At 72.8% G+C, this 13063-nt stretch carries 12 protein-coding genes; 2 read left to right on the plus strand and 10 right to left on the minus strand.

Annotation, left to right across the window (positions count from 1 at the left end):
- Positions 1 to 119: 119 nt before the first annotated feature.
- From ABT295_RS10525 to dnaK, 6 genes are all read right to left on the minus strand, one after another.
- On the minus strand, positions 120 to 383 hold the full coding sequence (locus ABT295_RS10525) for a ribonuclease E inhibitor RraB (protein WP_352394298.1): 264 nt from the start codon (positions 381 to 383) through the stop codon (positions 120 to 122).
- A gap of 49 nt (positions 384 to 432) precedes the next feature.
- Positions 433 to 3504, minus strand: coding sequence for an ATP-binding protein (locus ABT295_RS10530; protein ID WP_352394299.1), 3072 nt, complete (start codon positions 3502 to 3504; stop codon positions 433 to 435).
- 171 nt (positions 3505 to 3675) lie between these two features.
- Positions 3676 to 4128, minus strand: coding sequence for a heat shock protein transcriptional repressor HspR (locus ABT295_RS10535; RefSeq protein WP_345506147.1), 453 nt, complete (start codon positions 4126 to 4128; stop codon positions 3676 to 3678).
- Positions 4129 to 4171: 43 nt separating this feature from the next.
- Positions 4172 to 5206, minus strand: coding sequence for a DnaJ C-terminal domain-containing protein (locus ABT295_RS10540; RefSeq protein WP_352394300.1), 1035 nt, complete (start codon positions 5204 to 5206; stop codon positions 4172 to 4174).
- A 95-nt stretch (positions 5207 to 5301) separates the two neighbouring features.
- Positions 5302 to 5976 (minus strand): nucleotide exchange factor GrpE, encoded by a 675-nt coding sequence (locus ABT295_RS10545; RefSeq protein ID WP_352394301.1) that lies wholly within the window; start codon positions 5974 to 5976, stop codon positions 5302 to 5304.
- A complete protein-coding gene (gene dnaK / locus ABT295_RS10550) occupies positions 5973 to 7886 on the minus strand; it encodes a molecular chaperone DnaK (RefSeq protein ID WP_352394302.1) in 1914 nt (637 codons plus the stop codon). The genes ABT295_RS10545 and dnaK overlap by 4 nt, the downstream gene beginning before the upstream one ends.
- 264 nt (positions 7887 to 8150) lie before the next feature.
- On the opposite strand from dnaK, the gene ABT295_RS10555 reads away from it, so the two are divergent.
- Positions 8151 to 8573: a hypothetical protein gene (locus ABT295_RS10555; RefSeq protein ID WP_352394303.1), complete on the plus strand. Its 423-nt coding sequence runs from the start codon at positions 8151 to 8153 to the stop codon at positions 8571 to 8573.
- A 1-nt stretch (position 8574) separates the two neighbouring features.
- Positions 8575 to 8769: a helix-turn-helix transcriptional regulator gene (locus tag ABT295_RS10560; protein WP_352394304.1), complete on the plus strand. Its 195-nt coding sequence runs from the start codon at positions 8575 to 8577 to the stop codon at positions 8767 to 8769.
- A 6-nt stretch (positions 8770 to 8775) separates the two neighbouring features.
- On the opposite strand, the gene ABT295_RS10565 is transcribed toward ABT295_RS10560, so the two are convergent.
- From ABT295_RS10565 to ABT295_RS10580, 4 genes are read right to left on the minus strand one after another with little or no spacing between them, the layout of a single operon-like run.
- A complete protein-coding gene (locus ABT295_RS10565) occupies positions 8776 to 9888 on the minus strand; it encodes a glycerate kinase (protein ID WP_352394305.1) in 1113 nt (370 codons plus the stop codon).
- The gene (locus ABT295_RS10570; RefSeq protein WP_352394306.1) at positions 9879 to 10724 is read right to left on the minus strand and encodes a sugar phosphate isomerase/epimerase family protein; all 846 of its coding nucleotides are present in this window, start codon (positions 10722 to 10724) and stop codon (positions 9879 to 9881) included. Before ABT295_RS10570 ends, ABT295_RS10565 begins: the two co-directional genes overlap by 10 nt.
- Positions 10721 to 11902, minus strand: coding sequence for a dihydrodipicolinate synthase family protein (locus ABT295_RS10575; RefSeq protein WP_352394307.1), 1182 nt, complete (start codon positions 11900 to 11902; stop codon positions 10721 to 10723). The genes ABT295_RS10570 and ABT295_RS10575 overlap by 4 nt, the downstream gene beginning before the upstream one ends.
- A complete protein-coding gene (locus ABT295_RS10580) occupies positions 11899 to 13056 on the minus strand; it encodes a Gfo/Idh/MocA family protein (protein ID WP_352394308.1) in 1158 nt (385 codons plus the stop codon). The genes ABT295_RS10575 and ABT295_RS10580 overlap by 4 nt, the downstream gene beginning before the upstream one ends.
- Positions 13057 to 13063 lie beyond the last annotated feature (7 nt).

The following is a 13063-nucleotide window of genomic DNA, read 5'->3' on the forward strand; positions in this document are numbered from 1 at the left end:
GTGCTGAGTCTGCTCGTGGCAACCGGTTTCTACTTGAGTCTATTCCACTCAACTTCGTGCTGCGGGGGGACGTGACCGGGGCGACACGGGAGCCGGTCGGCGATGGCCGCGGGGACGGTTCAGGGCCGGTCGAGGGGGTCGGGGTCGTACCACCCGTCGAGGGCGGCGGCGAGCGCCGCGAACCGGACGGCATACGTCGGGTCGCGGGGCGTGCGCACGTACACGGCCCACTCGTGGTCCTCGCTGTCGTCCTCGCCGGCGAGCGCCTCGCGGACCACCCGGACGCCGGCGAACCCCTCGGCCTCGAGGTCGTCGGCCACCCCCTCGGCCGACTCCCGGTCGGGCAGCACGATGAGGTGCTCGGTCTCGGCCGGCGTGGTCACAGGACCCAGCGTAGGCGCCGGACCCGGCCTGGGCGCGCCCCGCCGGCGCTCAGGCCGTGTCGGGGTCCTGCCCGGTCTCGACGACGCGCGCCGCGATCTCACGCAGCTTGATGTTGCGGTTGAGCGAGGCCTGCCGCAGCATCTCGAAGCCCTGCTTGCCCGTGACCTTGTGCCGCTCGATGAGCACCCCGACGGCGTGGCCGATGAGACGGTGGCTCTCGATGGCGGCCTCGAGCTGCGACTCCTTGGCCTCCCGAGCCTGCTGGGCGACCACCCGGTCGACGGCCTGCCCGAAGGCCTGCGCGAGCAGGTCGCCGACGATGAGCTCGTCGCTCGCGACGAGGCGGGGCTCGTCGAAGGCCACCCAGGCGCGGCAGTCGGACTCGTGGGCGGTCGGCAGCAGCAGCAGCCCGTCGCGCTTCTCGCCGGCGAGCGCGTCGTGGCTGCGCGGACCGGACTCGAGGCCGCGCCGCACGTCGTCGGGCAGCTCCCCGGCGCGGACCCGTCCCCGCGGGGAGAGCAGGACGGCCTCGCCACGATGGGGCGAGACCCGGAGCGTGACCTCGCCGTCGAAGAGGACGGTGAACCCGGTGACCGCCGTCGCCACGGCCTGGTCGAGGTCGTCGGCGGCCGCGAGGTCGACGGCGATGCGCGCCGCGAGCTCACGGCGCATCCGGGACTCGCGTTCGCGGGTCTCGTCGTCGAAGACCGCCAGGACGAAGCCCTCGTGGTCCGCGGTGCCCGGCACGCTGGCCGAGCGCACCCGCACCCACGCCTCGCCGCCGCCCTTGCGCAGGATGCGGTGGCGGTCCTCGGCGGCCGGGTTGGCGGCGTCCAGCTCGCCCGTCGCGCCGTCGGTGGCCCACGGGTAGGGCGGCTCGAGCGGGCCGTCGGCGAGCGACCAGCCGAACGTGCGGTGGAAGGCGTCGTTGAGCTCGACCACGGCACCGGAGGCGTCGGCGACGACGAACGGCTCCTGGAGCGCGCCGAGGATCGCCCGGAGCCAGGCGCCGTCGCGCGACCGGGACTGCGCGCGGAGCAGGTTGGCCGAGAGCCGGGCCCGCAGCTCACGGGGCTGGAAGGGCTTGACGACGTAGTCGTCGGCGCCGTGCTCGAGTCCGGCGGCGCTGGCGTCGACACCGGCGCGGGCCGAGAGCAGCACGACGGGCAGGTCGCGCAGCGCCGGGTCGGCGCGGATCTCGCGCACGAGCGTCAACCCGTCCATGCGCGGCATCATGACGTCGGCGAGCACGATCGACGGGCGTGCGGAGCGCAGCTGGGCGAGGGCCTCGACGCCGTCGCGCACCGTGACGACGTCGTAGTCCTCGACGACGTGGCGCACGATGTAGTCGCGCATGTCGTGGTTGTCCTCGACGACGAGCAGCACCGGCCGCGGCAGCTCGGCACGCGTGTCCCCGTTGTCGGCGGCGTCCGCGTCGACGGCCACGGCGGCCACCGCACCCGAAGCGCGCGGCGCCCAGTCGTCGACCTCACCGAGGAACGAGGCGACGGGGCGGGGGGTGATCGAGGGTCGGTGGGCGGCGTCGAGAGCGGCCGAGCCCCACGGCAGGACGACGGTGAAGGTGCTGCCGGCGCCCTCGGCCGAGCGCACCGTGATGCGTCCACCGAGCAGCTCGACGATCTGCTTGACGAGGGCCAGGCCGATGCCGGCACCCTCGCGCGAACGGCGGTCGTCGCTGCGGTCGAGCTGGCGGAAGCGGTCGAAGACCCGCTCGAGGTCGCGCTCGGCGATGCCGATGCCGGTGTCGGTCACCGACACGGCGTAGCCCTGCTCGTGCGCGACGAGCCGCACGCCGATGCGGCCCTCGGGCGTGAACTTGAGGGCGTTGGAGAGCAGGTTGAGCACGATCCGCTCGAACATGTCGACGTCGACGTGCACCTCGCGGTCGAGCTCGTCGCAGACGACGTCGAGCTCGAGGCCGAGGCGCTCGATCGCGGGGCGGAAGTTCTCGGCGATGCCGGTCGTGAGCTCCTCGACGTCGGCCGGCACCCAGTGCGGCTCGACGGCCCCGGACTCGAGCCGGGTAAGGTCGAGGAGGCGGTCGACGAGCCCGGTGAGCCGGTCGGTGTTGCGGCGGATGAGCTCGAAGCGCTCCCGCAGCTCGGGGCTCAGGCCGTCGGTGCCGAGAGCGTCCTCCACCGGCCCGGCGATGAGGGCGAGCGGGGTGCGCAGCTCGTGGCTGACGTTGGCGAAGAAGTCCGACTTGGCGACGTCGAGCTCGGCCAGGCTCTCGGCGCGGTGGCGCTCGTCCTGCAGGTGCCGGATGCCGCTGAGGGCCATGGCGATCTGCGACGCGCACAGCTCGGCGAAGACCTGCAGGGACGCGTCCCAGGGACGCCGCGGGTTCTCGGTGAGCAACAGGTGGGCCGTCGGCGCGGAGAGGCCGGGCTCGACGACGGGCACGACGTGCCGGCCGTCGGGGGCTTCGTCGGGGCGACCCCACGTGAGGTCGACGCCGAGGTGGTCGGCCGTGTGGGCCCGGAGCACCCCGAGGGCCCGGTCACGCACCTCGGCGGGGTCGGCGGCGCCCACGAGGGCACTCGTCAGCTCGGTCGAGACCCGCACCCGCCGTTCGGCGAGCACCTTGGCGGTCGTCTCCGTCGCGACGTTGAGGACGCCCACGACACCGCCGCGCTCGTCGTGGATCGCCCCGTAGGACCACGTGAAGTAGGCCTCCTCGAGGAAGCCGAAGCGGTCGACGACGAGCTGCTCGTCCTCGACCCACGTCGCCGGCCCACCGCCGAGCACGCCGTCGAACATCGGGCCGATGACGTCCCAGACCTCCGGCCACACGTCACGGACCGGTCGGCCGAGCGCCGCCGGGTGCTTGCTCTGGCCGAGCATCGTGCGGTAGCCGTCGTTGTAGATCATGACGAGCTCGGGGCCCCAGCAGACGAGCATGGGGAAGCCCGAGGAGAGGCAGACGTCGACGATCGAACGCAGGTCGGCTGGCCAGGTGTCGACCGGACCGAGGGGCGTCGAGGCCCAGTCGGTGCGGTCGAAGAGGAGCTGCATCTCGTTCGACGTCGACGGGTCGTCGAGTCGGGGGACGGCAGGCACGCGTGCCGAGGTGTCGCCGTCCGGGCGCTGCGGGGTCACACGACCTCCGGGACAGAGAACAACGAAGGGCCTCCGGCGGCATCAAGCAACGGGCTGCCCCTTGGCTCGAGGCTCGCACAGTCTTGCACATGCTCCCGCGCGCGCGAGAAGCTCCGCGCGCGGGAGCCCGCGCGCGAGGTCCTGCGCCCGGGCCCGGCGCCCGGGTCCGCCTCAGCGCTCGGGGCGCCAGACGACGAGCGCCTGGGACGAGGGCGACCGCGGCGGCCGTTGCCCCGGGCGGACGGCGACGACCTCGCCCCTCGGACCGACCGCGAAGACGCGGGCGCCCGAGGCGAGCGCGGCCTGTGCGGCGGACAGCTCGGCGGTCAGCTCCTCGACGCGCGACCGCAGCGCGCTGACGTGGTTCTCGAGGTCGAGGATGCGCTGGATGCCGGCGAGCGAGACACCCTCCTGCGAGAGGCGCTGCACCTCCCGGAGCATCGCGACGTCGCGGGAGCTGTAGCGCCGGCCGCCCCCGCGCGTGCGAGACGGCGAGACGAGACCGAGACGGTCGTACTGGCGCAGCGTCTGGGCGTGCATGCCCGCCAGCTCCGCCGCGACGGAGATGACGAAGACGGGCGCGTCGTCGTCGTGCCCACCCGGGCGCGCGCTCCTGCGTGCCATCCTCGTCACCTCCTCTGTCGCTGCGGCCGCGTCGGTCAGGGCGTCAGGTCCGGGCCCGCTGGAACAGCTCGGCCCGGGGGTCGTGGCCGACCTCGGCGGCCGCCATCTTCTCGACGGCCTCACGGGCCTCGTCGGTCAGCCGCTGCGGCACGACGACCTGCACCCTGGCGAGCAGGTCGCCGGTGTGCTCGCCGCGTCGCACGCCGCGCCCCTTGACGCGCAGCACCCGTCCGCTGGGCGTGCCCGGGGCGACCTTCACCTTGACCTGGCCGCCGTCGAGCGTCGGCACGGCGACCGTGGCGCCGAGCGCCGCCTCGGCGAAGGTCACCGGCAGGTCGACGGTGAGGTTGTCGCCGTCACGGCCGAAGACCGGGTGCTTGTCGACCGACACCGTGAGGATGAGGTCGCCGGCCTGCGCACCGGGGTCGCCCTGACGACCTTTGCCGCGCAGACGGATCCGCTGACCGTCCTTGACGCCGGCGGGGATGCGGGCGGTGATCCGCCCGAGGTCGGGAGAGCTGAGCGAGACGGTCGAGCCCTGCACGGCCTCACGGAAGCCGATGCGGGTGGCTGCCGACACGTCGGTGCCGGGGCGCGGGCCTGCCGGCGCACCGTAGCCGCCGTAGCCCGCACCGGGCGCACCACCGCCGGGTGCGCCACCACCGAACATCTGGCCGAGGATGTCCTCGAGGTTGGGCTGCCCGCCGCCCGCACCGCCGGTGTTGAAGCGCATCCGACCACCGGGACCGCCGGCCCCGGCCGCGCCGCCGAAGGCGGAGAAGATGTCGTCGAAGCCGGCACCGCCACCGCCGGGGCCGCCCGCCGTGAAGCGCGCTCCCCCGTGCGACATCGCGCGGATCGCGTCGTACTCGCGCCGCTGCTCCGGGTCGGACAGGACGGCATACGCCTCGCCGATCTCCTTGAAGCGCTCCTCCGCCTTGGGGTCCCCGACGTTGTGGTCGGGGTGCATCGTGCGGGCGAGCTTGCGGTAGGTCTTCTTGATCGTCGCGGCGTCGGCGTCCTGCGGCACGCCGAGGGTCGCGTAGAAGTCCTTCTCGAACCAGTCCTGACTAGCCATGGCGCACCTCCTTCGTCGCGGGGTCGGCAGCGGTGGTCACGCTGCCATCATCGGGTATGCCGCCGGGCTGCGGGTGCAGCCCGGCGGCGGACACGTCAGGCGGGGTCGGCAACCGACACCCGCGCGGCGCGCACCAGCCGGTCACCGATGCGGTAGCCGGGCTGGAGCACCTGCACGACGGTGGTCCCCGTCGAGCCCTCGGGCAGCTCGGCCTCCACGTGCATGAGCGCCTCGTGCACGTTCGGGTCGAACTCCTGGCCGGCCTCGCCCACGCGCTCGACGCCGAAACGGCCGAGGGTGGCCTCGAGCTTGTCGGCGATGGCCGCGAACGGGCCACCGGCGAGGTCGCCGGCCTGGCGGGCCATGTGGATGTCGTCGAGGACCGGGAGCAGGGACTCGACGACGCTGCCGACGGCCGTGTGGCGGATGACCTCACGGTCGCGGTCGACGCGCTTCTTGTAGTTGACGTACTCGGCCTGCAGGCGCTGCAGGTCGGCGAGCAGCGTCGCCGCCATGGTGTCCTCCTCCGCGAGGGCCTCGGTCTCGCCCTCGCCGTCGGTGGAGGACCCGTCGGCGCGCGAGTGGTCGAACTCGTCCTCGCCACCGGGCTCGGACGAGGCGCCCGCGCCGCCCTCGTAGTAACTGTGGTGACGCTCGCCCGAGTCGCCCCGGGGCGGGGTGCCGGCGGCGTCGCCGCCGGCACCCGTCGCGTCCGTCGCGGTCACGTCGGGCTGCTCGCCGGACGTGCCGTGGGTGTCGGACTCGGTCACTTGGCGTCCTTGGCCTCGTCGTCGTCGACGACCTCGGCGTCGACGACGTCGTCGTCGGACGCGCCGGACGTGTCGGACGCGCCGTCACCGGCGGCCGGGCCGTCCTGCGCCCCGGCCGAACCCGCGGCGTTGGCGGCCGCCTGCTCGGAGGCGTAGACGGCCTGGCCCATGGCCTGCGACTTCGTGTTGAGGTCCTCGACCTTCGCCTTGATGTCGTCGGCCGTGGCCTCGGAACCCTCGGCGATGGCGGCCTTGAGGTCGGCGAGCGACTCCTCGACCGGCGTCTTGACGTCGGCGGGGACCTTGTCGCCGGACTCCTTGAGGAACGACTCGGTCGAGAAGACGAGCTGCTCGCCCTGGTTGCGCACCTCGGCCTCCTCGCGACGCTTGCGGTCCTCGTCGGCGTGGGCCTCGGCGTCCTTGACCATCTTGTCGATCTCCTCCTTGGAGAGGGCCGACCCGCCGGTGATCGTCATCTTCTGCTCCTTGCCGGTGCCCTGGTCCTTGGCACTGACGTTGACGATGCCGTTGGCGTCGATGTCGAAGGTGACCTCGATCTTCGGCACGCCGCGGGGCGCCGGCGCGATGCCGGTCAGCTCGAAGGTGCCGAGCGACTTGTTGTGCTGGGCGATCTCGCGCTCACCCTGGAAGACCTGGATGAGGACCGACGGCTGGTTGTCGTCGGCGGTGCTGAAGATCTCCGAGCGCTTCGTCGGGATCGCGGTGTTGCGCTCGATGAGCTTGGTGAACAGGCCACCCTTGGTCTCGATGCCGAGCGAGAGCGGCGTGACGTCGATGAGCAGGACGTCCTTGCGCTCGCCCTTCAGGACGCCGGCCTGCAGGCTCGCGCCCATGGCGACGACCTCGTCGGGGTTGACGCCCTTGTTGGGGGCCTTCCCGCCGGTCAGCTCGGTGACGAGCGCGGTGACGGCCGGCATACGGGTCGAACCGCCGACGAGCACGACGTGGTCGATGTCGGCGACCTTGATGCCGGCGTCCTCGATGACCTTGTGGAACGGGGCCTTGGTGCGGTCGAGGAGCGACTTGGTCATCTGCTCGAACTGCGCCCGCGTCAGGGACTCGTCGAGGTGGATCGGGCCCTCGGGCGTCATCGAGATGTACTGCGCCGAGATGTTGGTGCTCGTCGCGGTGGAGAGCTCCTTCTTGGCGCGCTCGGCCTCGTCGCGGAGGCGCTGCATCGCGATCTTGTCCTTGGAGAGGTCCTGACCCGTCTTGTTCTTCACCTGGGTGATGAGGTGCTGGACGACGACGTCGTCCCAGTCGTCGCCACCGAGGTGGTTGTCACCGTTCGTGGCGCGCACCTGGATCGTGGCGAAGCCGTCCTCGGCGTCCTTGCCCACCTCGAGGAGGGAGACGTCGAACGTGCCGCCACCGAGGTCGAAGACGAGGATGAGCTCGTCCTCCTTGCCCTTGTCGAGGCCGTAGGCGAGCGCGGCCGCGGTCGGCTCGTTGACGATGCGCAGGACGTTGAGGCCCGCGATCTCGCCGGCCTCCTTGGTGGCCTGGCGCTCGGCGTCGTCGAAGTACGCCGGCACGGTGATGACGGCGTCGGTGACGGCCTCGCCGAGGTAGGACTCGGCGTCGCGCTTCAGCTTCTGCAGGATGCGGGCGCTGATCTCCTGGGCCGTGTACGTCTTGCCGTCGATCTCGGGCGACTTCCAGTCGGTGCCCATGTGGCGCTTGACGGAGCGGATCGTCCGGTCGACGTTGGTGACGGCCTGGCGCTTGGCGACCTCGCCGACGAGCACCTCTCCGTTCTTGGAGAACGCGACGACGGACGGCGTGGTGCGCCCGCCCTCGGCGTTCGCGATGATGCTCGGCTCGCCGCCCTCCAGGACGGAGACGGCCGAGTTGGTGGTACCGAGGTCGATTCCGACCGCACGTGCCATGGGGTGACTCCTTGGGTGCTGTTGCTGTGGTCTGGGAAAACAGGTCCTCGCTCAATCTGCTCCGACTTCGGCGTGATTGTCAAAACCGGACTCGCAAATCTTGCGTTCACTCGACTCAACTCTCGGGACGGCCGAACTGTTCCCGGCACAGACCTCGATCTCATCGGCGCTCACACCGGCCCTTGACGGCAGCGCGAGTGTCAAGCATCCTTGACGTCAAGCACGCTTGACATCCGCGTCGGGCGCACCGACCTGGAGGCTCCCGTGACCCCTTCGCCCACCACCCTCGGTCGCCGCCGCCTCGCCGCGGTCGTCGCCACCCTCGTCGGCGCCGGGGCCGTCGGCGTGCTCGCGGGGAGCATCGGCGACCGGCCGTTCGCCCTCACCGCAGCCGTCTTCGGCGCCGCCACGCTCGCGCCGGTCGGCGCCCTGGCGTGGCTGCTGCTCGTCGCGCCCCTGACCGTCCGGCGCGACCGCAACGCCACCGACAACGTCGAGCACGGCTGGGTGCAGGCGGCGGCCGCCGGGGCCTTCACCGACCTGCTCGTCGTGCTCGGGCTCGGTCTCGCGGTCGTCTCGGTCCTCGACCCCGTGCTCGAGACCCAGCTCGTGCTGCTGGCGATCGTCGTGCTCGCGATGGGCGACGCGAGCGTGCGCTACGTGGTGCTCGAGCGCCGCGGCCGCTGAGGTGGACAACGACATCGCGGCGCGCCGCGGCGAGCGCGGGCTGTCGCAGGCCCAGCTCGCCGAGGCCCTGGGGGTCTCGCGCCAGACGGTCATCTCGCTCGAGAAGGGTCGCTTCGACCCGAGCCTGCCGCTCGCGTTCCGGCTCGCGGCGCTCTTCGAGGCCAGGATCGAGGAGATCTTCCACCCGGACGAGTGAGGCCCGTCAGACCGGACCCGCCAGCTCGAGCGCGGCGCGTGCCCCGACCACCTCGAGCCATCGGGGTGCGTCACGCCGCGCGGCCCCAGCACCTCCCGCCTCGTCGACCAGCGACCACCCACGTGCTCCCGGCGGGAGACCCGCGGCGAGCTCGCCAGCCACGACCACGCCGCGGGCACCGACGTCCTCCGCCATCCCGAGCACGTGCCCCGTGGCCTTCCCCGACGCCGACTGCACGTCCCAGCGCCCCTCGCCCGTGATGACGACGTCCGCCCCGCTCACCGCCTGGTCGAGGCCCACGAGGCACGCCACGGCGGCCGCTCCCGGACGCAGCACGGCACCCCAGGCGGTCGCGAGCCCGTATGCCGTTCCACCCGCAGCTCCGGCACCCGCCAGGTCCGCGTCCCCGTCGAGCAGGGCGTGCCACCGCGCGAGACCCCGCTCGAGGTCCGCGACGACAGCGGGCGAAGCCCCCTTCTGGGGCCCGAAGACCCGGGCCGCGCCGCGCGGGCCGAGCAGCGGTGCCGTGACGTCGCAGAGCACCGTGACCCCTCGCACCGGAGGGGCCCTCAGCCCGCGTCGGTCCACGCGCGCAGCCTCCAGAAGCCCGGCGCCGCCGGGTACCACGTCCGCGCCGACCCGGTCCACGATGCGCAGGCCGAGCGCACGCAGCGCCCCGCTCCCCCCGTCGGTCGAGGCCGAGCCACCCACCGCCAGCGTCAGCTCGGCCACCCCGGCGTCGAGGACTGCGCACAGCACGGTGCCCAGGGCCTCCGTGTCGGCGCCGAGGGGGTCTGAGGAGCCGACGAGGGGGAGGCCGCAGCACTCTGCGAGCTCGACGACCGCCCGGTCACCGACGAGTGCCCAGCGTGCGAGGTGGGCTCGCCCGTCGGGGAGCCGCACCGACTCGGTGCGCTCCGTCGCGTTCTCCGCCGCGAGGACGGCATCGAGCGTCCCCTCGCCACCGTCGGCCATCGGGACCTCTACGACCTCGTCGCCGGGTCGGGCCCTGCGCCAGCCTCCGGCCAGCGCGGCCGCGACCACGGACGCGTCGGCACTCCCCTTGAACGAGTCCGGCGCGACGACGACGCGCAGCCGCCGGCCCGCGGTCACAGCCATGGAGCCACGAGTTCGTCGTAGCGGCCCCTCATCTGCTCGACGACCCTGTCGGCGTCCCGCGACCAGATGTCGGCGTTGAAGATCTCGACCTCGACGTCCCCGACGTAGCCGGCGCGGGTCACCGCGCGCGTCCACCGCTCGAAGTCGACGTGGCCGTCGCCCATCATGCCGCGCGAGAGCAGCGCCCCCTCCACGATGGGGAGGTTGAAGTCGCAGACCTGGTAGGAGCTGATCCGACCCTCCCGACCCGCCCGGTCGATCATCGGCTCTGCCGCGGGATCCCAGAAGACGTGGAAGGTGTCGACGACCACGCCGACGGCACTCGCGTCGTGCTCCGACGCGAGGTCCAGCGCCTGCTCCAGGGTGGAGACGACGGCGCGATCGGCGACGAACATGGGGTGGAGCGGCTCGAGGGCGAGACGGACGCCGTGGTCGACGGCATACGGCACGAGGTCGCCCAACCGGTCGGCGACGCGCTGGCGGGCGGCCAGCAGGTCACGGTCGCCGTCCGGCAGCCCACCGGCCACGATGACGAGCTCCGGGGCACCCAGCGCCGCGGCCTCGTCGATCGCGCGGCGGTTGTCGGCGAGCGCGGCGCGGACGCCCTCGTCGGTGACCGCTGTGAAGAAGCCGCCTCGACACAGCGAGGACGCCCGCAGCCCGGCCTCCCGCAGGCGTCGGGCCGCGGCTGCGAGGCCGACCTCCTCGACCTTGTCGCGCCAGAGTCCCAGGGCGGGCACGTCCAGCCGGAGGGCGAGCGCCACCGCCTCGTCGAGCGAGAGCTGCTTGGTCGTCATCGTGTTGAGCGAGAGCCGCTCGCGCGCGGACGGCCTCATGACGCCTCCCAGCCGTGCACGGCCAACCACGCCGTGACGCGGCGCGCGGCCAGCTCTGGGTCGGCGACGAGCCCGGCCTTGGCCGCCAGCTCGAACGTGCGCACGAGGTGCAGGACGGACCGTCCCGTCGACAGACCCCCCACCATCGAGAAGCCGGGCTGCCGCCCGTTGACCCAAGAGAGGAAGGCGATGCCGGTCTTGTAGAAACGGGTCGGAGCCGCGAAGACGTGCCGCCCCAGCTCACGGGTGCTCTCGAGCACCTTGCGCGCGACCACGTCGTCACCACGGTCGAGCGCCTGCAGCGCTGCTGACGCCGCCGGGGCGATGGCCGCGAAGATGCCGAGCAGGGCGTCGGAGTGGGCCCCCTCCTCGTCGTCGCAGATGAGCTCGGGATAGTTGAAGTCGTCGCCGGTGTAGAGCCGCACCCCCTCGGGCAGGGAGCGACGCAGCCGACGTTCGTGACCGGCGTCGAGGAGCGACACCTTGACCCCGTCGACGCGCTCGGCGTTGCGGCTCACGAGCTCGAGGAACGTCTCGGTGGCCACGTCGAGGTCGTTGCTGCCCCAGTAGCCCCCGAGGGCCGGGTCGAACATGTCGCCCAGCCAGTGCAGGACGACGGGCGCGGAGGCGGCGTCGAGCACCTCGTCGTAGACCCGGAGGTAGTCCTCCGGTGTCCGTGCGGCGCGAGCGAGCGCCCGCGACGCCATGAGGATCACACCGCTGCCGGCCGCCTCGACGAACTCGACCTGTTCGCGGTACGCGGAGGTGACCGCCCGCAGCCCATCAGCGTCGGGAGTGGCACGTGCGGGCTCGAGCTGGTCGGTCCCGGCCCCCGACGCGATGCGGCCACCCAGCCTGCGGGCCTCGGTGGCCGACCGCTCGACGAGCTCGCGGGTCGCGGCCCAGTCCAGCCCCATCCCCCGCTGGGCCGTGTCCATGGCCTCCGCGACGCCAAGGCCCCACGACCACAGGTCGCGGCGCAGCTCGAGCGTGGAGTCCCAGTCGATGTCGGCCGCTGCTCCGGGCGTGCTGTCGGCGAGCACGCGCGGCACGACGTGCGCGGCCGCGTAGGCGACGCGGGACCGGATGGGCTCCGTCGGACGCACCCAGTCCCCCGGCCCGTCGAGCTCGAGCACCCGACGTCCTCCGGCGGGCGTGGGCAGGACGACGTGGCTCACGAGACGAGCTCCGGCACCTCGAGCCGCCGCCCGGTCGCGGAGGACTCGAGGCCGAGCGCGGCCAGCTGAACGCCGCGGGCACCGGAGAGGAAGTCGTAGCGGTGGGCACGGCCGGCGACCACGTCGTGAAGGAACTCCTCCCACTGGGCCCGGAAACCGTTGCGCGGCACGGCGTTGTCCGGCACCTCGAGCCACTGGTCGCGGAAGCGCTGGGTCTCGGGCAGGTCCGGGTTCCAGACCGGTTTCGGCGTCGCACTCCGCGGCTGCGCCACGCAACGGTGCAGCCCGGCGACGGCCGAGCCGTGGGTGCCGTCGACCTGGAACTCGACGAGCTCGTCACGGTGCACCCGGACCGCCCACGAGGAGTTGATCTGCGCGATGACGCCGTCACCGACCTCGAAGATCCCGTAGGCGGCGTCGTCGGCCGTCGCGGCGTACTCGCGCCCGTCCTCGTCCCAACGCCGGGGGATGTGCGTGGCGGTGCGGGCCGTGACTGCGCGCACCGGCCCGATGATGCCCTCGAGGACGTAGTTCCAGTGGCAGAACATGTCGACGGCGATACCACCGCCGTCCTCGCTGCGATAGTTCCAGCTGGGGCGCTGGGCGACCTGGAGGTCGCCCTCGAACACCCAGTAGCCGAACTCGCCACGCAGCGACAGCACCCGACCGAAGAAGCCCTCGTCGACGAGGCGCCGCAGCTTGACGAGGCCGGGCAGGTACAGCTTGTCGTGGACGACCCCGGCCACCACCTCGGCCTCGCGAGCGACGGCGGCGAGGCCGAGCGCCTCCTCCACCGTCTCGGCCGTGGGCTTCTCCGTGTAGACGTGCTTGCCTGCGCGCATGGCGCGGGTCAGGGCGTCGACGCGCCGCGAGGTCACCTGCGCGTCGAAGTAGATGTCGACCGAGTCGTCGGCGAGCACGGCCTCGAGATCGGTCGACCACTCGGCGACGCCGTGACGCGCCGCTATCTCGGCGAGCTTCTCCGCGTTGCGGCCGAGCAGGATCGGTTCGATCGCGACGCGGGAGCCGTCGGCCATCTCGAGACCGCCCTCGTCGCGGATCGCGAGGATGGAGCGCACGAGGTGCTGGCGGTAGCCCATGCGGCCGGTCACGCCGTTGAGCGCGACCCGCAGGGTCTTCGGGGTTTCGGGCATGACGGAT

The organism is Terrabacter sp. NPDC000476 (assembly GCF_040300125.1).
Taxonomy (GTDB): domain Bacteria; phylum Actinomycetota; class Actinomycetes; order Actinomycetales; family Dermatophilaceae; genus Terrabacter.

Coding starts and splice junctions, on each gene's coding strand:
- ABT295_RS10535 (WP_345506147.1), bottom strand. CDS start 4,128: ATGGCACGCAGGAGCGCGCGCCCGGGTGGGCACGACGACGACGCGCCC.
- ABT295_RS10540 (WP_352394300.1), bottom strand. CDS start 5,206: ATGGCTAGTCAGGACTGGTTCGAGAAGGACTTCTACGCGACCCTCGGC.
- dnaK (WP_352394302.1), bottom strand. CDS start 7,886: ATGGCACGTGCGGTCGGAATCGACCTCGGTACCACCAACTCGGCCGTC.
- ABT295_RS10565 (WP_352394305.1), bottom strand. CDS start 9,888: ATGGCTGTGACCGCGGGCCGGCGGCTGCGCGTCGTCGTCGCGCCGGAC.
- ABT295_RS10570 (WP_352394306.1), bottom strand. CDS start 10,724: ATGAGGCCGTCCGCGCGCGAGCGGCTCTCGCTCAACACGATGACGACC.
- ABT295_RS10580 (WP_352394308.1), bottom strand. CDS start 13,056: ATGCCCGAAACCCCGAAGACCCTGCGGGTCGCGCTCAACGGCGTGACC.